This is a genomic window from Kribbella sp. NPDC004138 (genome assembly GCF_053603655.1).
The window spans coordinates 80,025-106,529 of the sequence record NZ_JBSGFZ010000004.1 but is presented as its reverse complement, the minus strand read 5'-3'; the positions used below and the strand labels follow the sequence as shown (position 1 = coordinate 106,529).

At 70.4% G+C, this 26,505-nt stretch carries 22 protein-coding genes; 13 read left to right on the top strand and 9 right to left on the bottom strand.

The features are described 5' to 3' along the window. The first annotated feature begins 37 nt into the window (after positions 1–37). The 4 genes from ACWEOO_RS06625 to ACWEOO_RS06610 are packed head-to-tail and all read left to right on the top strand — an operon-like array spanning position 38 to position 6,538. Entirely contained in the window at positions 38–2,383 is a 2,346-nt protein-coding gene (locus ACWEOO_RS06625) for a fibronectin type III domain-containing protein (protein ID WP_452142134.1), read from the top strand. Continuing rightward, the gene (locus ACWEOO_RS06620) at positions 2,383–3,381 is read left to right on the top strand and encodes an AAA family ATPase (RefSeq protein WP_452142133.1); all 999 of its coding nucleotides are present in this window, start codon (positions 2,383–2,385) and stop codon (positions 3,379–3,381) included. The genes ACWEOO_RS06625 and ACWEOO_RS06620 overlap by 1 nt, the downstream gene beginning before the upstream one ends. Next, positions 3,378–4,505 carry a DUF58 domain-containing protein gene (locus ACWEOO_RS06615; RefSeq protein WP_452142132.1) on the top strand — a complete coding sequence of 376 codons (1,128 nt, stop codon included), beginning with the start codon at positions 3,378–3,380 and terminating at the stop codon, positions 4,503–4,505. The genes ACWEOO_RS06620 and ACWEOO_RS06615 overlap by 4 nt, the downstream gene beginning before the upstream one ends. Then, positions 4,502–6,538, top strand: a complete 2,037-nt coding sequence (locus ACWEOO_RS06610) for a transglutaminase family protein (protein ID WP_452142131.1) — start codon at positions 4,502–4,504, stop codon at positions 6,536–6,538. The genes ACWEOO_RS06615 and ACWEOO_RS06610 overlap by 4 nt, the downstream gene beginning before the upstream one ends. On the opposite strand, the gene ACWEOO_RS06605 is transcribed toward ACWEOO_RS06610, so the two are convergent. Further along, positions 6,539–8,038, bottom strand: coding sequence for a protein kinase domain-containing protein (locus tag ACWEOO_RS06605; RefSeq protein WP_452142130.1), 1,500 nt, complete (start codon positions 8,036–8,038; stop codon positions 6,539–6,541). 127 nt (positions 8,039–8,165) lie between these two features. On the opposite strand from ACWEOO_RS06605, the gene ACWEOO_RS06600 reads away from it, so the two are divergent. Continuing rightward, the gene (locus ACWEOO_RS06600; protein WP_452142129.1) at positions 8,166–8,732 is read left to right on the top strand and encodes a hypothetical protein; all 567 of its coding nucleotides are present in this window, start codon (positions 8,166–8,168) and stop codon (positions 8,730–8,732) included. Further along, on the top strand, positions 8,729–9,295 hold the full coding sequence (locus tag ACWEOO_RS06595; RefSeq protein ID WP_452142128.1) for a hypothetical protein: 567 nt from the start codon (positions 8,729–8,731) through the stop codon (positions 9,293–9,295). Before ACWEOO_RS06600 ends, ACWEOO_RS06595 begins: the two co-directional genes overlap by 4 nt. Here ACWEOO_RS06595 and ACWEOO_RS06590 read toward each other — a convergent pair. From ACWEOO_RS06590 to eccD, 7 genes are all read right to left on the bottom strand, one after another. After that, entirely contained in the window at positions 9,290–10,939 is a 1,650-nt protein-coding gene (locus ACWEOO_RS06590) for an AAA family ATPase (protein ID WP_452142127.1), read from the bottom strand. The genes ACWEOO_RS06595 and ACWEOO_RS06590 overlap by 6 nt on opposite strands. Continuing rightward, on the bottom strand, positions 10,936–11,970 hold the full coding sequence (locus ACWEOO_RS06585) for a LuxR C-terminal-related transcriptional regulator (protein WP_452142126.1): 1,035 nt from the start codon (positions 11,968–11,970) through the stop codon (positions 10,936–10,938). The genes ACWEOO_RS06590 and ACWEOO_RS06585 overlap by 4 nt, the downstream gene beginning before the upstream one ends. 211 nt (positions 11,971–12,181) lie before the next feature. Further along, positions 12,182–12,958 carry a type VII secretion protein EccE gene (locus ACWEOO_RS06580; protein ID WP_452142125.1) on the bottom strand — a complete coding sequence of 259 codons (777 nt, stop codon included), beginning with the start codon at positions 12,956–12,958 and terminating at the stop codon, positions 12,182–12,184. Between the two features lie 302 nt (positions 12,959–13,260). After that, complete coding sequence (locus ACWEOO_RS06575; RefSeq protein WP_452142124.1) at positions 13,261–14,466, bottom strand: hypothetical protein; 1,206 nt, start codon at positions 14,464–14,466, stop codon at positions 13,261–13,263. Between the two features lie 12 nt (positions 14,467–14,478). Continuing rightward, a complete protein-coding gene (locus ACWEOO_RS06570; protein WP_359940605.1) occupies positions 14,479–14,802 on the bottom strand; it encodes a hypothetical protein in 324 nt (107 codons plus the stop codon). Between the two features lie 87 nt (positions 14,803–14,889). After that, positions 14,890–16,305 (bottom strand): type VII secretion protein EccB, encoded by a 1,416-nt coding sequence (gene eccB, locus ACWEOO_RS06565; RefSeq protein ID WP_452142123.1) that lies wholly within the window; start codon positions 16,303–16,305, stop codon positions 14,890–14,892. Between the two features lie 3 nt (positions 16,306–16,308). Further along, positions 16,309–17,637, bottom strand: coding sequence for a type VII secretion integral membrane protein EccD (gene eccD, locus ACWEOO_RS06560; RefSeq protein WP_452142122.1), 1,329 nt, complete (start codon positions 17,635–17,637; stop codon positions 16,309–16,311). 115 nt (positions 17,638–17,752) lie between these two features. On the opposite strand from eccD, the gene eccCa reads away from it, so the two are divergent. From eccCa to ACWEOO_RS06535, 5 genes are all read left to right on the top strand, one after another. Then, positions 17,753–21,637: a type VII secretion protein EccCa gene (gene eccCa / locus ACWEOO_RS06555; protein WP_452142121.1), complete on the top strand. Its 3,885-nt coding sequence runs from the start codon at positions 17,753–17,755 to the stop codon at positions 21,635–21,637. Then, positions 21,634–22,005 (top strand): hypothetical protein, encoded by a 372-nt coding sequence (locus ACWEOO_RS06550; RefSeq protein WP_452142120.1) that lies wholly within the window; start codon positions 21,634–21,636, stop codon positions 22,003–22,005. The genes eccCa and ACWEOO_RS06550 overlap by 4 nt, the downstream gene beginning before the upstream one ends. Before the next feature lie 14 nt (positions 22,006–22,019). Further along, on the top strand, positions 22,020–23,474 hold the full coding sequence (locus ACWEOO_RS06545; RefSeq protein ID WP_452142119.1) for a hypothetical protein: 1,455 nt from the start codon (positions 22,020–22,022) through the stop codon (positions 23,472–23,474). Positions 23,475–23,591: 117 nt separating this feature from the next. After that, entirely contained in the window at positions 23,592–23,921 is a 330-nt protein-coding gene (locus tag ACWEOO_RS06540) for a hypothetical protein (protein ID WP_359940587.1), read from the top strand. A 24-nt stretch (positions 23,922–23,945) separates the two neighbouring features. Continuing rightward, positions 23,946–24,236, top strand: a complete 291-nt coding sequence (locus tag ACWEOO_RS06535) for a hypothetical protein (protein WP_452142118.1) — start codon at positions 23,946–23,948, stop codon at positions 24,234–24,236. Positions 24,237–24,292: 56 nt separating this feature from the next. On the opposite strand, the gene mycP is transcribed toward ACWEOO_RS06535, so the two are convergent. Beyond that, positions 24,293–25,483 carry a type VII secretion-associated serine protease mycosin gene (mycP, locus tag ACWEOO_RS06530; protein WP_452142340.1) on the bottom strand — a complete coding sequence of 397 codons (1,191 nt, stop codon included), beginning with the start codon at positions 25,481–25,483 and terminating at the stop codon, positions 24,293–24,295. Positions 25,484–25,598: 115 nt separating this feature from the next. On the opposite strand from mycP, the gene ACWEOO_RS06525 reads away from it, so the two are divergent. Both ACWEOO_RS06525 and ACWEOO_RS06520 read left to right on the top strand, forming a co-directional pair. Beyond that, positions 25,599–25,928: a YbaB/EbfC family nucleoid-associated protein gene (locus ACWEOO_RS06525; RefSeq protein ID WP_452142117.1), complete on the top strand. Its 330-nt coding sequence runs from the start codon at positions 25,599–25,601 to the stop codon at positions 25,926–25,928. Continuing rightward, positions 25,921–26,298, top strand: coding sequence for a hypothetical protein (locus ACWEOO_RS06520; protein WP_452142116.1), 378 nt, complete (start codon positions 25,921–25,923; stop codon positions 26,296–26,298). The genes ACWEOO_RS06525 and ACWEOO_RS06520 overlap by 8 nt, the downstream gene beginning before the upstream one ends. The last annotated feature ends 207 nt before the right edge of the window (positions 26,299–26,505 follow it).

Genomic DNA, 26,505 nt, shown 5'->3' with positions numbered 1-26,505 from the left:
GTACCGCAACTGGACCGATGAAAGGCACCGTAGCCGCATGACTCGTATTGCCCGTGCCATCCGTCGGCCGGTCGCCTGGTGGACGGTCGCGGCGTTGATCCTCGGGACGTTCGTCGGCCTGTCCGCGCTCGGTCGCGGCGCCCCGGCGGTCGCCTTCCAGCAGGCCGGTCACTGGGTCTACAACGCGACCGTCGGCGCGGTCTTCCGGGTCGACGGCGGCGGCAAGAGCGTTGACGCCGAGGTCCGTGGCGTGCAGGCCGAGGCGGGCAGCCAGGTCGTCCAGGGTGCCACCAACGGGTACGTCGTCCGTGCGGACGGGGTGATCGTGTTCGGCAAGTCCGACCTGACGGTGAAGAGCACGGTCCGGATCGGGATCCCGGAGGAACCGATCGGTATCGAGGCGCAGAGCGGGCCGTACCTGGTGTACCGGCAGCACGGGCAGATCGTCCGGCTCGGCGACCAGCAGCAGACGGTCACCGTGGGCAGTGTGGTGTCCAGCGCGATCGCCACCGCCGACGGCGCGCTCTGGCTGCGGAACGCCGACCACTTCTGCCGGCTGGCGCCGTCGTCCACCGCGCTGGCCTGTGAGCTGCCGGCGCAGACCGGCGATGCCGGTGCGCTGCTGAGCGTGGCCGGTAAGCCTGCGTTCGCCAACTTGTCGAAGCGGACGCTGACGCCGCTGACCGGTGACACGGCAGGGCGCGCCGTGCGGATGGATGTCAGCGGCTCACTTCCGGCCAACGCTGTAGTAGCCCAGTCCGACGTCAAGGGCCGCATCCCGATCCTGGCCGGGCAGCGGTTGCTGCTGGTCGACGCTGCCGGCACCAAGGCTGCTGAGAGCATCAGTCTGCCGCCAGGCCGGTACGACGCTGTCGCCGCGACCGGTGCCGCTGTGGCGGTTCTCGACGCCGAGAAGCGCGTCGTCCGGACGTTCGGACCCGACGGCAAGCCGCTGCACACGCATGAGCTCGCCAAGAAGAAGGGCGATCACAAGCACGGGCCGCGAGTGACTCCCGGGCAGGACGGCCGCATCTACATCGACGACGAGACCGGTGAGGTCGTGACCGTCGTCGACGGCGATGGGACGGTGAAGGAGGTCGACGTCGACGGCGGCAACAAACCGGTGTCGCCGTCCGCGACCGAGAAGCCGACGCCGAGCCCGAGCACCCCGACGCCCAGCAGTACGCCGACCTCGACGCCGCCGTCCACGCCGCCGCCGTCCACGCCGCCGCCGACCCGGCGACCGATCCTGCCGCCGATCCACGTCACCGTCGGACCGGACAAGCCCCGCCGGACGGAGACGGTCGAGCCCAGGACGACGGAGCGCAAGCCGACGCCGACCGAGACCACCGAGCCGACCACACCGCCGACGGTCAAGCCGACGGCGAAGCCGACCGCCAAGCCGACGAAGCCGACCGTGCCGCCGCCGGCCGCGCCGGGAGCGCCGGGATCGGTCTCCGCCAAGTCAGGCCAGGGCAAGGCGACGGTCAACTGGACGGCTGCCCGTGCGAACGGCGCTGCGATCACCGGATACAGGGTGAGCTTCCGGGTCGCGCCCGGCACGTTCGTGGTCGGCCTGCCGGCGTCAGGCTCGGTCACTGTTGGCGGCAGCGCTCGCAGCCACAGCTTCAGCCAGTTGCTGAACGGCGGCGGCTACATCTTCACCGTGGCCGCGACCAACCGTGTCGGGACAGGCCCGGCTGTTGACACCAAGGTGACGTCGATCGGCGGGACCGCCGCGCCGCCGGACGCTCCGACGAAGGTCAGTGCGGCAACCAAGGCCGATGGCTCCGTCACTGTCTCCTGGACCTCGCCCAGTACTTCCGACTACACGCTGTCCGGGTACACAGTGCTCGGCTCGGACGGGTCGACGACGCAAGTGCCGACGTACATGACGTCGACGACGCTGAAGCCGGCGCTGGGCAAGGGCGTGAGCTATCGAGTGACCGCCAAGAACAGTGCGGGCACCTCACCGCGCTCCGCGGCCACACGCACGGTCTACCCGTACGCCCCGGCTGCAGCGCCGAAGGTCACCGCCACTCCGGGCAGGGGCTCGGTGTCGCTCACTTGGACCGCACCGAACCTCAACGGTGGCCAGTTGGTGCACTACGTCGTCTCGGCCACCGGCCAGGCGGACAGGACTGTGACAACGACCAGCACCCGCTACACCGGGCTCACTGCTCTGCAGTTGACGTTCACGGTCAAGGCGATCACGCGAGAGCGCAACAACAGCAGCAGTGCGACTGCTACGGGTGCAGCGGGTTCCACGACGGCGGCTCCGACCGCCGGAGCCCCGGCGTTGCCTCCGGCGAGTACGCCGGCAGCACGGGTACGACGTACGTCACGTCGACGGAAGCACGCACGGAAGGATGCGCAGTGGTGATGCGGGACTCGGAGCGTGGCATGGAGCCGCAGCAGGCGTACGAGCTGATCGCCACGAACGTCCAGCGGGTGATCCGCGGCAAGCCGCAGGTCGTCCGGCTGGCGGTCGCGACGCTGTTCGCCGGCGGGCATCTGCTGATCGAGGACCTGCCGGGGCTGGGCAAGACCAGCTTGGCCCGCAGTCTGGCGCGCAGCATCGGCGGCCGCTGGAGCCGGATCCAGTTCACACCTGACCTGCTGCCCGGCGACATCACCGGTGTGGTCGTGTACGACCAGGGGCAGGGCCGGTTCGTGTTCCACCCCGGTGGTGTGTTCGCGAACGTCGTCCTCGCCGACGAGGTCAACCGTGGTACGCCGAAGACGCAGTCCGCGCTGCTCGAGGTGATGGCCGAGCGGCAGGTCACCGTCGACGCGGACACGCACCGCGTACCGGACCCGTTCATGGTGCTGGCCACGCAGAACCCGATCGAGATGGAGGGCACGTACCGGTTACCGGAGGCGCAGCTGGACCGTTTCCTGCTCCGGATCGAGATGGGCTACCCGGACCTGGACGCCGAGGTGGAGATCGTGGCCCTGGACGGCGCCGGACCGACACCGGACGACCTCGAGCCGGTGATCGACCCGGAGACGCTGAGCGCCGTCATCGCCGCGGTCCGGTCGGTGTACGTCGACGAGGCGGTGATGGCGTACGCCGTGCGTCTCGCCGCCGCGACCCGGCTGCACAGCGCGGTCCGGTACGGCGCAAGCCCGCGTGGCAGCATCGCCCTGATCCGCGCGGCCCGGGCGATCGCGGCGACGGACGGGCGGTCGTTCGTGACACCGGACGACGTGAAGGGCATCGCGCATCCGGTGCTCGCGCATCGCCTGGTCCTGACCGCGGAGGCCGCGCTGGCTCGTCGTACGGCGGAAAGCGTCGTGGACGACGTACTCGAAGACACCCCGGCGCCTGGCAACCCGGTACGGCGTGACCTCAAGCGGGCTCTTGGCGTCGTGCCATGAGAACCAGGCTCACGCTACGAGCCTGGGGAGTGCTGGCCGGCTCCGTTGCCTTACTGGTGGCGGGTCAGCTGCTCGGCTACCCGATGCTGCGAGTGCTGGCCGGTGCTGGTCTGGCCGCGGTACTCGTCAGCGTGCTGACCGTCGTGCGTCGGCCGAAGGTCGCTGTGGAGCGTGTGCTGTACCCGGACCGCGTCGAGTGCGGTCAGCCGGCGTTGGCCCGGCTGGTGGTGCGTAACGAGTCCACACGCCGGCAGCCGGCCTTCGTCGCTGCGGACAACGCCGGCGCGCACCAGCCCGAGGTAGCGGTCGCAGCCCTGGCGCCGAACGGCGTCGCGACGTACCACTACGAGCTCCCGACCGCCCGTCGAGGGCCATTGCCTGTCGGGCCGTTGCTGCTGCGCCGGTCCGACCCGTTGGGGCTCGTCTCCTGCCAGGTGTCGATCGGCAGCGTGGCAACGCTCCTCGTTCACCCGAAGCGGTACGCCGCTCGGACGGCGGCCGGTATCCGGCAACGGCATCACTTCGAAGGGCCTGTGTCGGCCGGACCGCTGCGTGGCTCGATCGACCTGCGCCGCTTGCGTGAGTACGTCCCCGGTGACGAGGTCCGCCACGTGCACTGGAAGGCGTCCGCGCGCGCAGGCCGGTTGATGGTGCGTGAGTACGTCGACCCGGATCAGCCGCGGCTGCAGCTTCTCCTGGACACGAGGACGGCCGCGCTCACCGCGGACCAGTTCGACACAGCTGTTTCGGTTGCGGCGTCGATCTTGGTGGTCGCCGCACAGTCAGGTCAGCGCCTTCGACTCACCACAGCGTGCGGCACGGACCATGACGTACAGTCCGTGAGCGACCTGCTCGACGAACTCGCCAGAGTGGAGCAGTCGGCGTCCACTACCAACCTGCTCGAGTCCCTGCCTGTTGCCCATGACGGTGGCGCGCTGGTCGTGCTGACCGGCGACACTGCCGGGCTGGCCGCGGTGCCGAGCCTGAGCTCGAGCTACCGCCCTGCCGTGTGCATCGACCTGACACACGACGAGCCGTCGTTGCACACCGGCGCAGGTGTCCACGTCATCCACGCCGGTGCAGCACAGACCGCGGTCGACGCGTGGAACGCAGTCCCAGCATGAGTCGACGTCTCCCGGTCCTCGGAGTGCTTGCTGCCGGTGTGGTTGCGGGGCTGCTGTTCGCGCCGCTGTTCGGTACGTCGGCTGTGCTGTGGCCGATGTTGGCGGTCGCTGTTGTTGCCCTTCTGGTTGAGGAAGCGATTCTGCGTCGACCGCAACTTGCCCGCGCGCGAGTCCCGCTGACGCTGGTCGGTGGTGTCGTGGCGCTGCTGGTCGTCATACCTGGTGCCGCCGGCCGGCCGGTGTCGCTTTGGGAGGCCGTGACGTCCGGCTGGCGTCGTACGCTCGAGTCGACGTGGCCGGCCAGCCCGTCGCCGGACCTGGTCGCGTTCGTCCCGATACTTGTTCTGCTGGCCTGTCTGGTCGGCGCGCGTCTTCTGCAACGCTCTCGGCTGCTGGCGCTGCTACCTGCCGTTGTGGTGGCCGGTCTGTCGCAGGCGTACGTAACAGTGACCGGACTGGACGCAGTACTGGTTGGACTGGCGCTTGCTGGTTGTTTCGCCTTGGTTCTGCTGCAGTGGCCGAGTGAGCGTGCTGCTTGGGCTCGGCTGGTCGCTGCGCTCGCTGCTATGGCGGTCGGTGCCACCACACTCGGACTTGCCTTGCCAGCGTCGACGTCGGTTCACCTCGCGAAGCCGAGCCCGCCTGACTCGCCGACTGTTCTCAGCAACCCACTGACCGAGGTCGCCGCGCGGCTGCGCGAGCCGGACGCGGTGGTGTTCACCGCGCGCGCTGACGGCCCCGTGGACCGCTGGCCGGTCATTGCCCTGGACAACTTTGACGGTGTCACCTGGACGGCCGCGCCGAGGTTCCAGCGTCTGGGCCGCGAGCTGCCGCTCGACTCGCGGGTGAAAGTGCCGGTACGGCGCCAGTCCGCGGACGTCGCGCTCGCGGACTGGTCGCTGCCGTGGCTGCCGAGCCAGACGCGCACGCTGTCCGTCGTGGACGACCAGCCGCTGCTGGTCGATCCGGCGTCCGGTGCGCTGCTGGCCGAGGAGAAGCGGCCGTCGCAGTACCGGGTCAACTGGGTCGAGCCCACGGTCGACGCGGAGCAGCTCGCGTCGTCGGGCATCGACGCGGACGCGGGCAGCAGCGCCGATCTCGGTGAGATGCCGGCCGGTATCGACGAGCTGGCACGCAGCATCGCCGGCGACGTACGCCCGTCGTTCCAACTGGCGCTGGTGCTCGAGAAGTACCTGCGGACGAACTACAAGCTGGCCACCGGCGAGAACCTGCCTACCGGTCACGGGTATCCGCAGCTCAACCACTTCCTGCTGCGGAGCAAGCGCGGTACGTCGGAGCAGTTCGCCGCGGCGTACGTCGTGATGGCCCGGCTGCTCGGTCTACCGGCAAGGCTGGTGGTGGGCTTCAAGCAGCCGGACACACCGAGTCCGGACGGGACGTACGTGATCCGGAACCGTGACGTCCTGGCCTGGCCGGAGGTCGCGGTGACCGGTGTCGGCTGGGTCGCGCTCGAGCCCACTGGGACGGCAGTGTCGAAGGCGGGCGGTGGACTGGCCGGCGCCGCGGAGACGGTGCGGAAGCAGTTGCCGTCGACGAAGGAGATCGAACGCGAACACCAGTCCGAGCCGACACTGCCGGTGCCGGAGGCGAAGACGACGTACCACTGGCCGGGCTGGGGTGTGCTGATCGTGGTTGCGGTCGCGGCCGGAGCGGTGCTGGTGTTGTGGATCGTCGGTGTTCCCGCGGCGAAGGCGGTACGTCGGAGACGGCGCCGGCGGCACGGGACGCTCGGAGCATGGGCGGAGGCCCGTGATCTGCTGCGGGACCACGGCATGCGCGTGACACCGGCCGCCACGGCACGCGATCTGGCGCGCGACTCGGACGGTCCGGTGTCGCAGGCGATGACTTTGCTGGCGGGGTGCCTGGACCGGGCGTTGTGGTCGGGGCAGGACTCCGACCCGGACCGCGAGTTCGCCTGGTCCGCCGTACGGAAGGCCCAGCGCGGACTGGCCGCGGGACGGTTGTCGGAGCGGGTCCGTACGACGTTCAGCGTGCGCAGCCTGATCGGCTGATCAGCGCTCGCACTGGGCGTCGCGGATCGGGCGCGGGTCGGTCTCGATCTGGTTGATGCCGTCGGTGGCCTGCACCGCGAAGCAGTACTGGATGCCGGGCACGACCGCCACGCGGTACTTGGTGTGCTTGTAGACGAGCTTGGTGTCGGCGCGCTTGCCGGCCTGAGCGACGACGACCACGTAGTTGACGTCGGGCGGTCCGCTCCAGCTGAGCTCGACGTACGTGCTGTGGTCGGCCGGCGGGTTGAGCTTGACCACGAGCGCCGGTGTGGAGGCTGTCGGTGTCGGGGCGCTGAGCGGAGGGGTGTCGGTCTGGCCTTTGCGGTTGACCACGGCGAGGGTCGTGATGACGGCGGCTGCGACGACAACACTTGCCGCCACCAGCAGCCAGCTACGTCGCTTGCTGCCGACCGCTGCCGGTGCTGCGGCCGGTTGTGGGGTCGGGGCGACCGGCTGTGGCGTTGTGCTCGGCGCTTGCGGAGGTGGGGCGACCGCCTGAGTTGGCGCAGCAGGACGCGGTGCGGCAGGAGACGGTGCGGCAGGAGTTGCTGCCGCGGGAGGCGGCGCCGCCGGCGACGAGCGGAGGAGAGCTCGGGACATGACAGCAGGGCGGGGCAACGGTGTTGCCGGTCGCGGAGCGGGCGCTTTTGGTGCCGGGGGAGCCGGTGTGGCGGTGACCGGTCGTACTGGAGGCATCGGCGGGGTCGTAGGCGTCGCCAACGCCGCCAGGGCCGCGGCGACGACCTCCGCGGACACCAGGCGCTTTGCCGGGTCCTTCTCCAGCAGGCGTGCGATCACCTCCGCGAACGCGTCCGGCAGTACGTCGAGACGCTCCGGCGGCTCGTTCAGAACGCGCAGGATGTGCTCCCCGGCCGTTTCACCCATCCGCGCGGCCAGCGGCGGCTTCCCGCTGATCGCTGCGTGCAGCACGGCACCCAGCGCGTACAGGTCGGACGACGCAGTGAGCGTCCCGTCCCGCAACGTCTCCGGGGCGACGTACAACTGGCTCGGTGAGTTCAGGGCGGCGTGACCGGTGTGCTGGCCGAGTCCAAGTGTGAGTGAGGACAGCAGCGGACGCCCATCCGGCTGCAGAACCACCGCGCCGGGCGTTAGACCCCCGTGGATCAGCCCGGCGCCGTGCAGCGTGGCCAGGCCCTCAGCGAGCTGCCGGCCGAGGACAGCGAGCTCAGCGGGCGAGCGCAGCTGGCTCCGCACCTGCTCCGCGAGCGTCCCGGTGTCGGCGACGCTGATCAGGTACGGGAAGCCGTCGACGACACCGGACTCGAGAACCGGCGCCACGTGCGGATGGTCCACGCCCTGCAACGCCTTGGCCTGCTTGCTGAACGTCGAGGCGGTACTCGCATCGACGCGGACCGAGTAGACCAGCGCACTGACCGCAGTTCCTTGCCGTAGGCATCGGTACACGCTCGGGATCCCGGCGCGGACCAGGACCACGTCCGTGCACCCCGGGATCGCCGGGACGGAGTCAGGTCCTGCCATGTCTGTCACGTGTCCCATCTTCCCGTGCGAACAGGTCGTCCATGCCTCTGCGGCGCCTGCGGCCACACACTGGCCACATGCTGCAAGAGGTCCGGCGGACCCCGGTGCGGCTGCGAGCGTGAGCCGTATGAGCACGCTGATGTTCCCGATCGGCCAGTGCCTCGGGACGTACTACGCCGACGCCGAGGACGTTCATGTCCAGCAGGTACGCCTCGGATGGGAGATCGTCGAGCTGGGCGACGAGGAATTCACGGTCTGGGCACTCGCTCACGGTCTGGCCGAGAACCGCGACCCTTGGGACCGGGCGCGCATGACTGCGCTCCTGGCAGGCAGGAAGATCCAGGACCCCGCACTGCTGATCGAGAGCTTGCTGAGCAGGACCCTGCTCGCTGAGGTCGACCCGGACTCCCCGGCGGACTTCGCGGCGCGTCACAGGTTGCTCCCGCTGCACACCGGCCACGGGGCCTCTCCTGAGGTCACCACGATGTTCACGACGGGCACGACCGCCCAACCGCTCGTCGGGATGACCCGGACTCTCTACGACCTGTGGTTGTGGTGCCATCTGTCTCCCAGTCTCCTGATCGCGTGCCAAGAACGCCACGCCGACGTGGGCGCCGTACTGACTGCGCTGCACCCGCTGCTCGCGTCCAGTGCCGCGTGTCTCGACATCGCCGTACCGGAGGGTGGGTCGTGATCGCGCCGGTGTTTCCGATCGGCCACGGCGCCGGGCCGTACTTCGCCGGGGACCCGATGCGGCACGTCGTTCGCATCGGCCGCACGGCGGAGCTCCTGAGTGAACCCGAGCTCCGTGTCTGGGAACTCGCGCACCGGTCGGCCGACGTGACGAACCTGTTGGCCGAGTGCGAGGCCGCCCGTGTCGACGACGCGGAGCAGCACATGGACGCCTTGCTGCGCCGCGGCGTGCTGGCTCCGCTCGACGATGCGATCGCCTTCGCGCATCACTACCGGTTGCGGCCTTTGTTTGTGGGCCTGGGCAACAGTCCCGACGACCCGGGCCACTTCGCGATCGGCGTACCGGGGCTGGAGCCGCTGGCGAGGGTGGGCCCGATGACCTACGAGCTGTGGCAGTGGGGCTGGGTCGCACCGTCGCTGTGGGCGCACTGCGAAGTCCTGGCGACCATCGGCGAGCAGGTCGGGGAAGAGCCGGGCGCACCGGCCGCCCAGCTCGGCACCGTCCTCGACGGGGTGTCCGCACTGCTCTCACGGTTCGTCGTCGTACTCGACACGGTCTCATGACACGGCTGCGGTCACGTCCTCGATCTGCAACGTGCGCAGGTCGCTGATGCTCGGCATGCCGCCCAGCCGGCGCAGACGCTGCGACTGCGCCTTCCGGACCCGGTCGAACAGCCGACGGGCGTCCCGGGCGTTGCCGAAGTTCGCGGCCTGGGAGGCGACGGCGAAATGCCGCTGCAGGATCGGCGTGGTGCCGTCGTCCAGGTCGTACTCGTGCGCGGCGACCATCCGCTGCACGATGAGGGTCAGGTCGTCGGCGGAGTAGTTCTCGAAGTCGATCGTCTTCGAGAACCTGGAGGCGAGCCCGGGGTTGGCATCCAGGAAGCGGAGCATCTCGGCGCTGTACCCGGCGACGATGACCGCGGCCTCGTCACGATGGTCCTCCATCAGCTTGACCAGGGTGTCGATCGCCTCCTGGCCGAAGCTGTCGTTCTCGGCGCCGGCGCGGGACAGCGCGTACGCCTCGTCGATGAACAGCACGCCGCCGTTCGCTTCCTGGAACACGACCGTGGTCTTCTCCGCGGTGTGCCCGAGGTACTGCCCGACCAGATCGCGCCGTGCGACTTCGCTGAACTGCCCCTTCGGCAGTACGCCGAGTGCCGCGAGCAGCTTGCCGTAGATGCGAGCCACTGTGGTCTTGCCGGTACCAGGTGCGCCCGCGAACACCAGGTGGTGACTCAGACTCCCGACCGGCAGCCCGGCCTTCCGTCGCCACTCGTTGACCTGGATCTCGTCGATCAGACTCCGCACTTCGTCCTTCACACCGGCCAGACCGACCATGGCGTCCAGCTCCGCGAGCAGCGACTCCACATCGGCCGTGGCCGGCTCTTCGGTGGTCGCCCTTGCCTCTGTCTGGACAGCGGCGGTCACGGAGACCAGTTCAGCCTCAGCGACGTCGAGAGCCGGCTCGGCGGTGTTCTCCCAACGACAGGACAGCACCTCGCCCCGGCAGCGGCGTCCGAACACCACAGCCGGTCCGGCGGTGTCGCGGACCAGCGTGTGCCGCAGTACCGCTGTGGACTCGTAGGCGATCAGTACGCCGGCTTCTGCGGTGCCGGTGACCTCGCAGCTCTCGATTGTGGGTCGGCCGTGCTGGTACGCGTAAATGCCGCGCCGCCCGCAGTCGGTGACCTGGCAGTCGCGCAGGACGACGGCTGCGCCGAGACGGACGATGACGCCGTCCGCGGAGGCACCGGACACCTTGGTGTGCTCGATCTGCGCTGTGCAGTCCTCAAGGACCAGGCCGTGCTCGCCGCCGTCGATCTGGCAGTGCGACAGCGACACCTCGGCCGGACCGGCGACGAGTGCGACAGCGCCGAAGGTGGTTGTCAGCGTGCACCGTTCGGCGCGCAGGGTCCCGCCGTTCAGTTCTACGGCAGGCGCCTCGCCACCGCGGATGGTCAGCTCACGCAGTACGAGCCGTCCGCCCGAGGAGCGCAGTACGGGGCTCTGTGCGGAGCTGGCGTCGATGACCACCTCACCCGCGTCGGCGGTCAGGGTCACCGAACGGTCGGCGAGATCGATGGTCTCCCGGTAGACACCGGGAGCGATCGAGACGACGGCGCCGTCCGGAGCGTCGAGTACAGCGGCACCGATACTCGGGTAGGCGCCTGGGCGGTCCGGTGCCACCAGGAGCGTGCGGCTCATCGCGTACCCACCCAGCCGCGGTCGGCCGCCTTGACTCCGGCCTGGAACCTGCTCTGGGCGCCGAGACGCGCCATCATCTCGGAGACCATCCGGCGGACGGTGCGAACCGAGACACCCAACTGCGCGGCCGCTGACGCGTCGGTGCCGCCGTCACCGAGCAGTGAGAGCACTTCGCGTTCGCGGACCGTCAGGCCGGACGCGTCGCCCAAACCGGTCGGCTGACGCAACGGGGTGGCGGTGTGCCAGACACGCTCGAACAGTTCGGTCATGGCCCCGACAGCCGCGGCCAGCCGGAGGATGCTGACCGATCCGCGACCGGTCCGGTCGGCCGGCAGGGCTACGGTCGCCGCGTCCACGATCATGGCGCAGAGGGGGACTGTGGGCGCCGTACGGACCTGGGCTCCGTTGCGGCTCAGCTGCTGCAGCCGTCTCGACAGCATGGGGTCCGTGCGGGCGGCGTCCGGAACAAGAATGCGGTAACGGACGTGGGGAGCCAGCACAGCAGTACCCAGCTCGCGGAGACCGGCGATCGGGTCGGACAGCGCGGCGGTGGCCGGTGTACTGACCAGGACCTCACCGGCGGCCGACTTGAGCAGCCCCTCGAGCGTGCGCTGTGCGGCGGCCGGGCTGCCGGCCCAGTCCAGCGCACTGTTGCCGTCTCCGAGTGGCGCCGGGTGGCGGCGGGCGAACTCGCCGGCGATCTCGGCCGCGGCGACCCGGCTGCGTTCCAGGTCACGGGTGACGCGCGCGAGGTCGGCCTCGCGTTCGGCGAGCAGGGCGGTGAGGCTGAGCCGGGGGTTGAGCGGCCGTACGACGTCGCCCGCGCTGTCCCGGGCGAGTAGGCCGAGGCCGCTCAGGTGCTGGATCACTTCGCGGGTCGCGGCCTCGTCCAGCCCGAGCCGGTCGCCGAGCTCGGCCGGGGTCCACGAGGGCCGCTCGAGGACCACCAGGTAGGTGCGCTCGGCGGTCGCGTCGACGCCCAGGTGGGCGAGTCGCAGTCCGGTGGTGCGGACGTGCGGTGCGGATTTCACGGCTCGCGGGTAACGAGCCGCACGGGGGTACGAAGCGCCTTCGGAGGGCTCTGACTGGTACACGGGACACCTCGCTCGATTCGGTGAGTCGCCAGGACTCGGTCGGAACACCAGAACCATCGCGGGGCCCCGTCCAGTGGGGATCTTGCGGATGTCCACGCCTGGTACACCCGGTACAGCGGGTGTCCAGCGGGGCTCCAGCCACGCTCGATCAAGGGAGCGCAGCCAGGAACGCGGCCCGTTGCCGACCGGTCTGGTGGACCGCGGCCGGGCCTTGCGGGGCGTCGGCGTGGGCCACGACCAGGGCGTGGTCGAGGTCGCTCGACGTGGTGACGGTGACGGCGCCTGCCTGCTGCAGAGCGAGGTGCTGAGGTACGGCGTACATCCGGTAGCGGCCGGTGCCGAGGTCGAGTGCGTCCCACTCTTCGGAGACTTGCTTCGGGGTCAGCGAGGCGAGCAGGTTGGTGAGGTCGCCCGGGCCCAGCGGCTCGGCGCGGAGGCCCTGGCGGTGGAGGCGCTTGGTCAGCCGTCGGACTGTGTTGGACAGGAGAAGGTCCAGTTCGGTGTTTTCGCGGCGGTCGACGGAGCGGACTGCGGTGATCGCGATCCAGGCCCGGCCGGGGCGGCGGATCAGCTTGATGCGCAGGTCGGTGCGGTCCTCCACCAGATCGGCCGGCGCTGCGTCCGGCGGTACGTCGGTCTCTAGCAGCACCGTGACGCCGTCGGGCCGGATGACCGTGCCGGCGTCGACATCGCCGACTTCGAGCCGCCCGCGGTACGCCTCGACCGCCACGAAGCGCGGTCCACGCAGCAGGTAGCCGAGAGCCAGCCGGATCCACTGGAAGCACCACAACCCACGCCACCCGGTAGCCGTCACACCGATGACCCCGAGCACGACCAGTCCCGCGACCACATCCGTCGCCGGGCCTCGCCCCGCCAAGCCTGCCGCCACCCCGAGCGCGACCTCCCAGCAGACCAGCTGCGCCACCCCGACCTGCAGACGCGCACTTGGAGCAGGCGGCGTCGGCTGTGGCGCACTCGCCGGCACAGCACGCGGTCGGGCGGCAGCGCCCGACACCGGCGCACCGGCCGATCCGGCGGTCGCCGGGGCCGGCCGGTGCAACTGGGCAGGCACACGCGACGAGACGGCTGCGCCAGGCAAGGCGGAGGTGCCGGGCGAGGTGGTGGCGGTACGCGGTGGGGTGACTGTGGCGAGGACAGGACCCCCAGCGGACTGCGGTGTAGCTGGGAGGCTGGGGATGCCGGCGGCCGGGGTGGTTGGTGTTGGGGTCATGGGAGTGGGGTGAAGAGTTCGTTGTCGAGGTGTGGGCCTGTTGGTCGGCGGCGGGGGGTGGGGAGGGTGAACTGTGCGGGGGAGTCTTGGGCGGCGCGGCCTTGGAGGTCGGGCTGGACTCCGTTGCGACCTAGGGAGTCGTCCTGCCGGGAGCGTTTGCGTGCGCCGTTGCGGATCTCGTTCGAGCCGCCGCCCGAGGCGCCGGCCATCGGCGGTGCGATTGCCGGCGTCGACTTGGCGGCCGCTGCCGCGGCACGGGCAGTGCTGCCGGCCAACGCGGGCTCGCTCCCGGCCGCGATCCGTGCACCCGCCACCGCGGAGGCGGCGGCCGGTGTGGTCCGTAGAGAGCCCGCACCGAGTGTTCCGGCGAGGACTGCGCCCGGGAACCCGCCGGGCGACCCGCCCGGTGTCAGCGGGACACCGATCGACGGGTCGGGAACCGACGCCGGCACCGTTGCCGTCCCGCCGGCCAGCGTCGGCAGGTCCGGGTGGATCAGCGTGCCGGGCAGGTTCTCGTACCCGGGCAGCTTGTCCAGCGCATCCTGCGCGCTCCCAAGACTCCCCGACTGCGCCAGGCCCGAGATCGTCTGGACCAGACTGGCGCCCTTCGTCATCACGTCGAACAACTTGTCCGTCGCATCCAGCACGTCCGTCACGGACGCGGCAGTCACCGGCGACGACGGCATCGGTGCGCCGCCACCCGGTCCCTGCCAGCCCTGGGTCGGCGGCGGTACGGCGGTGGGCGCCTGCATGACGACACCGACCGCTTCCATCATCCCGGCGCCGACCTGCTGCAGACCGACCGCGACCTGCGCCGCGAACGGCCCGATGATCGGTACGCCGCTCAGCGCGACGGCGGTGTCGTACCCGCTCTGCAGCGCCGGCATCACCGCCTGAGCGGCGTTCAGCGCCGTCCCGCCGAGCCGCAACGCGGCGGACATCGCGCCGGTGTACGCGGCCCACTCGCCGAGCGACGCGAGACTGCCCACGACCTGCCCGTCGAATGCCACCTGCGACAGCGAGCCGATGCTCTGCGGCCAGGTGCCGATGACGCTGTTGGCGGCACCGAGGTCGCCGTGGGTCGCGAGCAGCTGCCCGCAGGCCGAGCCCCACATGTCGGCGCCCGCGTGCCACGGCTCGGCGCGCTGCCCGTAGAGCATCGTCGCCATCGCGTTCAGTTCCATCCCGAAGTACGCGCCCATCGTCGGCTCCCGTCAGTCCGTTGCCGTCGGCAACTCGTCGGCGAGCGCCCCGTGCGCGGCCGCGCTCGCGAGGTCGGTCGACTCGAACAGCCCTGCGATCGACAGCGCGCTGTCGATCAGCGACGCGATCCCGCTCGTCGCCTGCAGCGTGACCTGGCCGGTGTTCTCGACGCAGAAACGCACGTGCGCCTCGACCGTCGCGCTCTCCGGCATCGGGCCGGCGAGCGGCGGTGTCGCCTGGACCGTTCCGGAGACCGGAGTGACGGTCGACAGGGGCGCGAGCGCCGCGAACTGGCGCAGCTCGTCAGGCACCACGGTCAGCGTGCCGATGTCCATACTTCCTCCTCGGGTTCGTCGTGTGCACCACATCAGGGATCCGGGGGCGGCCCGGCGGCCCGACCGCATCAGGTCACCGGACGTCAGCTAGGGGCCGATCGGGGAGGTCGCCGCCTCGGGATCCAGCGCGTGACCGGCCGGCAGCCGGCTGACCAGCTCCGCGGGCAGCCGGATCACCGGCGGCCGGTCGTAGCCGAGAACGCCCAGTACGTCGCGACTCGCGAGCTGGTAGCGCCGTCCGAGATCGCTGACGAACGACAGCGCCCCGGATCCGGCCGGTTGACCGGACGACGCCATGGACTCCACGACGGCGCCCTGCCCGGGTGGTACGACGACCACGTCGGCCAACGGCAGACCGCCAGGCCCGCGCCCCGTGGTCACTCCGGCATCGCCGGCTGCAGGCAGCGATCCGGCCAGCGTGAAGCGTGGGCGGAACTCACCACCTCCGAACACCGCACACACCGAGTCCCCAGAGGACGCCGGGCGCGCGAACGTCGGCCGCGTCGCCGGCAGCGCCGAGTCCGTCGTCGGCGTGCCCATCCCACCCGCGACCTGTGCCACCACGGTCGGATCCAGCGCAACAGCCTCCGGCACGGACCCCGGGTAGGCCTTACGAGTCACCGGCGCAGCGCGCTGTACGTCGTACTGCAACGAGCTGATCGCCATCAACCGGTCCCGCTGCAGCAGGTAATACTGTCCTTGCCCGCTAGAGGTCTGTACGACGTACAGCGTGCCGATCCGCCCTGGACGCAACAGAGCCGACGGCGTACCCGCACCAGGGACGGAGATCGGTCCGAGCGGTGGACCGGACGGGACCAGGTCCAGCCAGACGGACGGGACCTGCAGCCACGCCTCGGTGTTCAGAGCAAGTGCCGCGGCGACTGTCGCCTGTTGCTGGATCAGGTGCCGGTAGCCGCGCCAGATCAGGTACCGCCGGCCATCCGGCCCGACGACCAGCAAGGACTCCGCCGCTGTGCCGGACTGCTCGGTTCCCACGAGCAGCACCGACCGTACGATCGGACTGCCCGACGAGTCGACCTCTGGCCGGCCACACAACGACCAGCCGCTCCCGAGCAGCCGGCTCTTGGACGGCAAGGAATCCGGTGCGTCCGGGATGCCCACCCGTTGGCCGCGCGGCACGCCGAGCAGAGACTTCGCGGAGACCATGAGCGGCGCGCTGTACTTGTTGGCCAGCAGCAACGCCGACACGTAGTTGGCCGCGGGATAGAGCACGCCGTCGCGGTACACGTACCGGGTCCCGGTCTCCTTCTCGACGATGACCCGGTCACCGCTCTGCCACGAGGTCTTGCCGCCGGGCGACAGTTGGCCGTAGACGCCTATCCCCGCCAGTACGAGAACCGCTAGCCCGATACCGACCAGCATCGCGACGATCCCGCGACGGAACGGCGGGAACTCGGGATCGGTCTCCCGCAGCAGCAAGGCATGTGTCATGCGCTGCTGTACGAACTGGTGTGACTGCAGTTGATCCCGCTTGGACGCCATCGGTCACCCGCCCAGCCCGCGCACGTACGCGTACAGTCCGAGCACCCACAGCACGACCGGCACGATCAGCAGCACCAGGACCAGCTCTGTCAGCTCGGCGTACCGACCCAGGTGAGCCCCTGGTTTGTGCCGCGTGTACCAGAGCCCGAGGAACGCGGAGACTGCTGCGAAGACCAGCAACGAGTACGGCGTCAACACCAGCAACCAGCCGAGGCCGAAGAGACCGGCGCCGATGAGACTGAGCCGATGCGCCACCACCGGCAGCAGCCGCGCCCGCAACAAGCAGACGCCGACGACTAACATCACCAGGATGCGTGCAGGCGTAGATGTCGAACGGGCGAGAACCGCTAGGCATCCGGCCAGCCCGACGGCCAGTCCGGCGAGCATGCCTGTGTAGATCGCCGCCGACCGCAGTACGGCGGCATACACCAGCCGACGTGGCGGTTGGGGAGCATCGGCGAGCAGATCCGCCGCGCTGGTGGGCAAAACGGGCTTGGGCAGCCGGCCGAGCCGCATCGCGAACGGCGAAGCCGTCGGGATCAACGCGACCGCTACGGCGCCGACGACGGCCGCGGAGCGGGTCCCGTCCAGCCCGCCACCCAACCAGCCGGCTGCCACCGCGAGCACTCCGGCAGTCACCGAGGCGACGAAGACGGCGGTGTGCCGGGCGATCCCGACGTACCCGAGCAAGCCGAACAACAGCAGCACAGCACCGCCCGCGGTCAGCTGTGGTGCGCCGACCAACGTTGCGCCAGGCAACAATGCTCCACCGGTGAACGCGAGCACCAACGACATCGCGCCGGCCAACGCAGCGGCGGCCGCGTCGCCAACAGCCCGTGACAGGACCACACCGACCGCCATCAACACTGCTGCGACGATCAGCGCGAAGAACGCTACGTCGTCCGACGATTGCCCGCCGCGCAACTGGATGACGAGCGTGGTGAGCAGTGCGATCGCTCCGGCGATCAGCCCGCACCAGCGGGTCGCGCCGGCAGTCCATGCCCGGCCGCCGGCCCGTGCGTCGGTGGCGATCGCGTCCACCAGGTCGTCGTACTCCAGCTCCGGCCAGTGCTGGTGTGCCGGTGCGAGATGCAGGACCTCGCCGTCCCGGACCTCCTGCGCGGCGAGGTCCCGGTGTGTCTGCAGCGCCTCACCGTCGGGGCGACGCAGGATCCAGCCGCCCTGCAGTGCGCCGAGGTCGGCGAGGTCGTCACCGGCGTGCCGCAGGATGCCGGGCAGCACCTCGGCCACCGTCGACCGCTCGGGAAGTGCCAGGTCGATGCGGCGTTCGGGTGCGTCGATGGTGACCTTGACCAGTCCACGAATGCTCACGTCCGTCACCGTGACACGCGGCAACCGGCGCCAGCCGTGTGCTTGCAGCTTGCGGCCAGTCAGCTAGTGGCCGCAGCCGGCTGTACGGCGTTGCGGCGACCTAACGTCCTGGAGCATGTCGACAGTCATCGTCAGCAGGCCGCCGCGGCGCGACGGACCGGCGTTGCCGAGCGGCGACGTCACCTTGGACCCGCCGCCGGCGTTGCCGGTGCCCGCGGGCCGGCAGCTGTCGCAGTACGTGATGATGGTGCCGATGCTCGCGGGCGGTGCCGCGATGGCGTTGATGTACTCGACGCTCGGCGGTGGCGGCAAGATGAGCTACATCGTCGGCGGCCTGTTCGGACTGTCCGCACTGGGCATGGCAGCGGTCGCCTTCGCCGGACAGGGCGCACCGCGCCGCGAGATGGCCAGGGCGCGTCGTGGCTACCTGCGGCACCTTTCCCAGCAGCGCATCCGCGCCAGGCGGTCCGTCGCCCAGCAACGCACGGCGTTGTCGTACCTGCATCCCGATCCCACCCAGCTGTGGACGCTCGTCGAGAGCTACCGGCTCTGGGAGCGCCGCCGCAACGACGCCGACTTCGCGATCGTCCGTGTCGGCACCGGTGCCCAACCGCTCGCCACTCCGGTTGCCCCGCCCGACACAGCCCCACTGGAAGAGCTGGAGCCGTTGTCCGCGGGGGCCCTGCGCCGTTTCATCACGACGTACTCGTCGGTCCCGGGGCTGCCCGTGGCGATGGCGTTGCGCGGCTTCGCACGCGTGTACGTCGAGGGTGAGCCGGATCGTGTCCGTGGCCTGGCCCGGGCACTGCTGGCGCAGCTGGCGACCTTCCACTCGCCGGACGACCTACTGATCACAGCTGTGGTCGGTCCGGACACCAGAGCGGAGTGGGAGTGGCTGAAGTGGCTGCCGCACGCGCACCATCCCGAGAAAGCTGATGCGCTCGGGCCGATCCGGCTGATCAGCAAGAGCGTTCCGGATCTGGAGTCGGTGCTGGACGACCTGCTCGCACAGCGACCGCGCTTCGACCCGACAGCGACCGGCCGCGTCGACGGTCCGCATGTCGTAGTACTGATCGACGGCGGCGACGTCGCCGGCTCCGACCACCTGATGACAGGCAGCGGTGTGGAAGGCGTCAGTGTCATCGACCTGACCACCCAGCCGCCCAGGCTGCTCGATCGCTCCAGCGTGCTGCTGGACGTCGCCGACGACGGCGTCTTGACGAGCGTCACCACGGACGGCGAGTCCGAGGTCGGTACGGCAGACCGCTTCACTGTCCAGGACGCGGAAGCCCTCGCCCGCCGTCTGGCACCGCTACGGCTGTCGGCGGGAACCGACGGCGACGAGAGCTTCGCGTCCGCCTTCGGCCTGACGGACCTGCTCGGCCTGGGCGACCCTTACACCTTCGACCCGGCGCGGCACTGGGGACCGAGGCCGAACCGGGACCGACTCCGCGTGCGCTTCGGAGTCACCGCGGACGGAACACCGGTCGAGCTCGACCTCAAGGAGTCGGCCCAGGACGGCATGGGGCCGCACGGACTGCTGATCGGTGCGACCGGCTCCGGCAAGAGCGAGCTGCTCCGGACGCTGGTGCTCGCGCTTGCCGCGACGCACCCGTCCGACAGCCTGAACTTCGCGCTCGTCGACTTCAAGGGCGGTGCCACGTTCACCAAGCTGGACCGGCTGCCGCACACCAGCGCCGTGATCACGAACCTCAGTGAGGAACTCGCGCTCGTCGACCGGATGTCCGACGCGATCGGCGGTGAGCTCATCCGCCGCCAGGAGCTGCTCCGGCGGGCCGGCAACTACGAGTCCGTCCGCGAGTACGAGCTCGCCAGGGCCGCCGGCGCCGACCTGCCCGAGGTACCGACGCTTCTGGTGATCTGCGACGAGTTCTCCGAGCTCCTGTCCGCCAAGCCCGACTTCATCGACATGTTCAACCAGATCGGTCGGCTCGGCCGGGCGCTCGGCGTCCATCTGCTGCTGGCCAGCCAGAAACTCGAGGAGGGCCGGCTGCGCGGGCTGGACGCGCACCTGTCGTACCGGATCGGTCTGCGGACGTTTTCCGCGATGGACAGCCGGGTGGTGCTCGGCATCCCGGACGCGTACGAGCTGCCCAGGGCGCCCGGGCACGGGTTCCTGCAGATCGGCACCGAGACGCTGGTCCGGTTCCGATCCGCGTACGTGTCTGGTGTGCACCGCGCTGCCGTCAGCTCGACCGCCGGAAACGATGTGGCTGACGACGTGTCCGAGTACACCAGTGCGTACGTGTCGATTCCGGCCGCGACGATCGACCCGGACGAGCAGCCCGAAGAGGACGGTGTCGGCGACAAGCTGCTCGACATTCTCGTCGATCGTCTGCAGAACAAGGGCAAACCGGCCCACCAGATCTGGTTGCCACCACTGGACGACCCGCCGGCCCTGACCAGCCTGCTGCCGGCGCTGACCGTCGACCCCGAGCGTGGCCTCACGGTCGCCGCCGCCAGGGCGCGCGGAGCCCTGCGCGTACCGATCGGCCTGATCGACAAACCGCTCGAGCAGCGGCGCGATCCGTTCGTCGTCGACCTCTCGGCCGGCGCCGGGCATGCTGTGGTGGTTGGCGGTCCCCGGAGCGGCAAGAGCACCGCGATCCGCACGGTGGTCTCGGCGCTGGCGCTGACCCATACGCCCCGCGAGGTGCAGTTCTACTGCCTCGACTTCGGCGGCGGATCACTCGCCGCGCTGCGCGAGTTCCCGCACGTCGGCGGCGTGGCAGCCCGCCTGGACGCGGGCGCCGTACGCCGGACGGTCGCCGAGGTCCACCAGGTGCTGGCCGCCCGGGAGCGCCACTTCGCGGACAACGGTGTGGAAAGCATGGCGTCGTACCGCGAACGGCGCGCGGCCGGTGAGTTCGCGCGCGACCCATGGGGCGACGTCTTCCTCGTCGTGGACGGCTGGCCGGTCCTGCGGTCGGACTTCGAGGAACTGGAGACGACGATCGCGGAGATCGCCGGCCGCGGCCTCGCGTACGGCGTGCACGTGATCGCGAGCTGCTCGCGCTGGTTCGACCTGCGCGGCACGATCCGCGACCTGTTCGGCACCCGCGTCGAGCTCCGGCTCGGCGACCCGTCCGACTCGATCCTTGACCGACGGGCCGCGATGAGCGTACCGACCGACAGCCCCGGCCGCGGCCTCGCCGACAAGGCGCACCACTTCGTCGTGGCCACCCCGGACGCGGACCTGGGACCCCAACTCACCGCCGCGTGGCCGGTCTCGGGTGCACCCCGCGTCCGGCTGCTCCCGCTGCAGTTGTCCGCCGAGCAGCTGAGTGTCGTGGTCAGCCGGCATCAGGGACCGGCGACCGGATTGCCCATCGGGTTGTCCGAGCGCGACCTCGGACCGGCGTACGTCGATCTCGACGCCGACCCGCATTTCCTGCTGTTCGGGGACACCGAGACGGGGAAGACCGGGTTCCTGCGCTGGGTCGCGCGATCGATCGCCGAGCGCCGGCGACCGGACGAGGCGCGGATCATCCTGGTCGACTACCGGCGCTCCTTGACCGTCGACGCCGAGCACGTGATGGGAACCTTTACGGATCCGCGCGGTGTCGAGGCGATGGTCGCGGACCTGGTTCCGGTCCTCGACCGCAGGTTGTCCGGCGAGTGGACCGGGCCGCAGATCCATGTCCTGGTGGACGACTACGACCTCGTCGCCGGCACTACCGCGAACCCGCTGTCCGGTCTCGTCGACTACCTCGCCCAGGGCCGCGACATCGGCCTGCACCTGGTCGTCGCCCGCCGCACCGGCGGCGCGGGCCGGGCGATCTTCGAGCCGCTGATCGCGCGGCTTCGCGACCTCGGGACGCCGGGCCTCCTGATGAGCGGCGACAAGTCCGAGGGTCCGCTGCTCGGCGCCACGAAACCGCAGTCGCTCCCGCCCGGCCGCGGTGTGCACGTCGACCGCCGCGGCAACCCCGACCTCATCCATCTCGTGAACTGTCCGGCAACGGAGGAAACCGTATGAGCCTGCTGTTCGACACCGACGAAGTCAGCAACTTCCGCGACAAGCTGCCGCCGGCGGACTTCACCGAGGTCGCCGGACTGATCAAGGACGGCGCGAACCTGGCCGGCCGGATGGAGGAGAGCCAGACCATCCAGCGGATCCATCTGGCGTTGCTGCACGAGCTCGAGTCCTTCGGCACCGACGTCCCGCTGGGGGTCGAGGCGCTGCGGCAGTTCGCCGATCACGTCATCGGCACCTACACGGGCGTGGACGGCGACAACGCGGCCCGCGAACGGGCTGTCAACGAGACCTTCCGCCATGTCGAGTCGTACCTCGCGCAGGACGTCTCGCCGTTGTTCCCGAAGCTCCCCGACCCCGCACCGAAGTAGCAGAGGCGGCCGACATGGACTACAGCAAGCTGAACGCCGCGGAGCTCAACGACATCGTCGCGGCCGAGCATCCCGACGCCTGGGGCGCCGCGGCGAAGGCCTGGGGAAAGACGGCGGTGCTCGCGAACAACGTCGAGGCGGGGATCTCGTCGGCGAGCGGCGAGATCACGGTCTGGCGACAGAGCAACGACTCGGCGGCGCAGGCGGCCTTCGACCAGCGCATCAACCGCGACCTCGACGTCCTACGGCGCTGGAACCAGTTCGGCGTGATCGTGATGCTGCGGCTGCAGGCCGTCGCCAGTGTGCTGGGTGCGGCCCAGCCGGCGATCCGGGGTTTCGCCGACGCGCGCGCCGAGCAGGTCAGGATCCGGGACGCCGCGGCGGACGACGTCGATGCACGCAACCGCGCCACCCAGGAGATCGACCGTCTCGACGACCTCGCCCGCGGCCGGATGCAACTGGTCGCACAGTTGATGAGGGAATCGCTGACCGACAAGGACCCGGAACGCCCCGGTCGCTGGGTCGGACCGCGAGCCGCTCCGGGAGGCCCGGGCAATCCCGGGGTGGATGACGGATCGCAAGCTCCAGGTGCTCAGGGACCCGGCGTGGACTCCGGAGGCGGCGGGGCGGCGCCCGGGGATCCGGACGCGGGGACGCCGGAGCAGCCGTCGTCGCCGAAGACCCCGGAGGCGAAGGAACCGGAGGCGAAGGATCCGGTGGAGGAAGCCGGCAAACTCATCGACGTCATCGGCAAGGGCATCGACCTGACCGGAAAGGTTCCGGAGAACCTCGACAAGTGGCTGACGCTCGCCCAGCATGCGAAGGATCTGCTCGGCGCTGACACGCCGTCCACCTCGACCCCGGATAGCCTCGTGCCGCAGGGCCTACCCACCGACGAGCCTGCCCTGGCGGGTGGCGCCGGCACGGAGCCGATTCTCAACCCGACCCACTACCCGCCGTCCACTCCGCACAGCGGTGGCTTGGGAAACAGCGGTCTGGGTTCGATCGGCATGCCCCTCGGCGGCGGCGGTGGGGGCGGGTACACCGGCCTGCCCAGCGGTACGACGGATCGCGGGACGCAGTCGTTGCGCTCAGCAACCACCGCCGGAGGTGCCGGCGCCGAGCCCACGCTGAGCGGCAAGACCGCGACCACTGGCGCCACCGGCACACAGTCGAGCACTCCACCGATGTACCCGCCGATGAACGGCGCGGGCGCCGGCGCCCCCGCCGCTCGCGGAGAGATCCGCCCGGGAGCGGCAGCGGCGAAGTCGGGGTTCACGGTGCCGACCGAGTCCACCGCGTCCGAGCGGCTGCGCCGCCAAGGAGTGCAGTCCGACCTGCAGGGCCGGACGAACGGCGAACAACGGACTCCGTCCGGAGCGCCTCCGCCACACCGGCGCAGGAGCTCCGCGCGCCCCCGTCGTACCGCCGTCGACGACGTGCTCGACGAAGAGCTGTGGAAGCTCTGACGGCACAAGAGGCCATTCCGTGGCCGCATCCGGAACGCGTCCGGAGGACGCGGGACCGGGACCTAGCGTGACATCGACCGGTGATCACGCGCCGGCAACCAGCGAGGAGGAAACACCATGGCCGGTGTGGAGACCGAACTCCAGCGAATGCAACGAACGGCCCACGAGGCCGCCACGATCGGCGACAACCTGAAGGCGGTGATGACAGCGCTCGACAACGCGATGGGCGGCCTCACCCCGATGGACGGACAGATCAAGAACGTCTTCTGGCAGGGACACAGCAACCATCTCGAGGCGGTCGGCAGGCTCTGCACGAAGCTGCACCAGATGTCCGACGGCATCACCACCTCGAAGACCGGCTACGAGTCCGAGGACACCGGCAGCCAGGCCGCGTTCCACCAGTTGGGTGCGTCCGGCGGCTCCGTCCTCGACGTCACCAAGCTCTAGACAGGCTCCAGGAGGGATGCCGTCATGATGATCAACTACCCGGGCTCCGCGATGATGCAGGGCTCCGTCGACATGGGCACCGCGAACCGGAAGGTGACCGAGCTGCAGAGCCAGTTCCAGACCGCCATGCAGGCGCTGCTGTCGGCCTGGCGCAGTGAGGCCGGTTCGCCGCAGCTGCAGCAAGTACAGCAGTTGTGGACGCAGGCCAACGAGGAGATCAACCTCATCCTCGGCCGCCGGGGCAGCGCCCTCGAGGACGCCTGGATTCGGATGGCGCGCGCCGACAGGTCGGCCGCGACCGCGCTCGACGTCTGACACAACCACCGGAGCCCGGCCCCGATACTTCTCGGGGCCGGGCTCCTGTCGTCGTCTCAGTCGGCTCGCCATCCGCGGCGGCGGCCGAGAGGTACGACGATCGCTCCGACGACCAGCAGCAACGCGGCAACCCCTGCCAGCACAGCGATCCGGCGGCTTTGCTGATCCGCGGCGTGCCGCACGACGGTACGCCGCTCCGCCACGGGATCCACCTTCACAGGTTTCACGGGCGGCAGCGCCGCGGGGCGCGTGGTGCCCACAACGTCCTGGACGGCGCGGTACGGGTTCACCACGCCGGCGCCGTACTGATCGGCCGGGCCGGGCGCCGGTGTCGCGGTGGCGATCAACCGGCCCGCGACCTGGGCCGCGGACAAGTGCGGATCTGCTGCTCTGACCAGGGCCGCCGTACCGCTGACGAAGCCGGTCGCGAAGCTCGTGCCGTCGTAATAGCGGTGTCCGCGAACGCGGGTTGCCGCCAGTACGCCGCCGCCGGGCGCCGAGATGTCGACGTACGACCCCACCTGCGAACCGGACAGCCGCGAGCCGTCGATCGTCGTCGCGCCGACGCCGAGGACACCTGGGTACGCCGCCGGGTACGTGACGGGATCCGGTCCTTGCTGGTTGTGGGCGTTACCGGCCGCGGCGACGATCAGGGCGTCATGCCGTTGGGCGTACCGCACGGCGTCGCGGACCGGCTTCTGGTCCACGTACAGCGACAGCGAGATGTTGACGACGGTCGCGCCGGCGTCGACGGCGTACCGGATCGCGCCGGCGAACACGGTCGCGTCGACGGCCGCGCCCTGCTGTTCGCTCGCGTCGCGTTCGCTGACCCGGATCGGGAGGATCCGCGCACCGGGCGCGATGCCGCGGAAGCCGATCCCGGCCACCGGTCGCGCGGCAATGATGCTCGCGACCGCCGTGCCGTGCGAGACACAGTCGAAGTTCGCGCGCTTGTCACCCGGCGTCAGGACGTCCTTGCCCGGCAGCACTGCGCCCGGCTCGGCGAGCTGCGGGTGGTCCGCGTCCACGCCGGAGTCGATCACCGCGACCGTCACGCCGTGGCCGGTGCTGATCGGCCAGGCGCGTTCCGGCGCGAGCCAGGTAGTTGCCCATGGCATCTTGGTGATCGTCGGTCCGCCGGCCTCCGCGGATTGGCACTGCCCGGCCGGCGGCCCGGCCCACGCCGGTGTCGCCGTGGCGGCGAGCGTTCCCAGGACGGCGGTCGCCGCTGCTGCTCTGACAGTCATCACGCTCCGGACCGTACGGCGCGGCCCGATCGTGACACGGGTTCTGACCCCTTGTGGCCAACGACTGACCATGTTGCCGCCGACACCTCACCCTGGTGACTCGGAGGTGTCGATCATGGACGTGTCGAAGCTCAACCTCGACAAGGAGCTGGCCGCACTCGGCCTGGACAGCGGGCTGGAGCGGCTGACCGCGGCAGCGGCTGCGCTCGATCGTGCCTTCGACGAGATCGTCGCGACCGCCGTCTCGCCCGACCGGCTGGTCAAGGTGACCGTGACCGGGCGCGGCGACGTACGGGAGCTGGAGTTCGACCGCGGCATCTACCGCACCGAGAGTCCCCAGGCGCTGGCCGCGACCATCCTCGCGACCCTCGGCCAGGCGCACGCCGCGGCGGCCGCCAAGATGCAGGCCGCGTACGAATCCTTCCAGGAGGACCTCGATGACTGACCGGATCCAGGTCGACCTCAACGGCGTGGACAGCGCGGCGGAGGCGTGCCGCCAGGCCGGCGGCGACGCCCGCGCGAAGCTGACCGGTCTGATGCTCGGGCTGACGCAACAGGCGATCGAGAGCGCGGCGGGTCACGACGACTACGGCAAGCAGATCACGGACGGCTGGACCAACAGCGGAGCAGCGCAGTTCCCCGACGGAGCCAAGTCGATCGAGGCCGAGCTGCTCGGCCGCGGCTACCAGATGACCGCCTGCGCCGACCGGACCGAAGCGACCGACTCGGACTCGGCCCAGCAGGTGCGGGCAACGGATGTCGGGCTGGCGCGCGTCGGGGACCACTGGGAACCAGCCCCGCAGAGCGCGGAGTAGCCGCCGTGGGCTTCCATCTGCCGGGATGGCTGAAGGCGATCCTGGAGGGCGGGTACGAGCCGCAGGCCGACGAGGACAAGCTCTACGCGCTGGCAGACCAGTACGACGTGTGCGCGGCGTACCTCACAGGTGAACTGTCGGCGGCGATCCAGGCGGCCGGCAACGGCTTCGGTGCGGCGTACCAGGGCGAGGCCGGGAGCGCGCTGA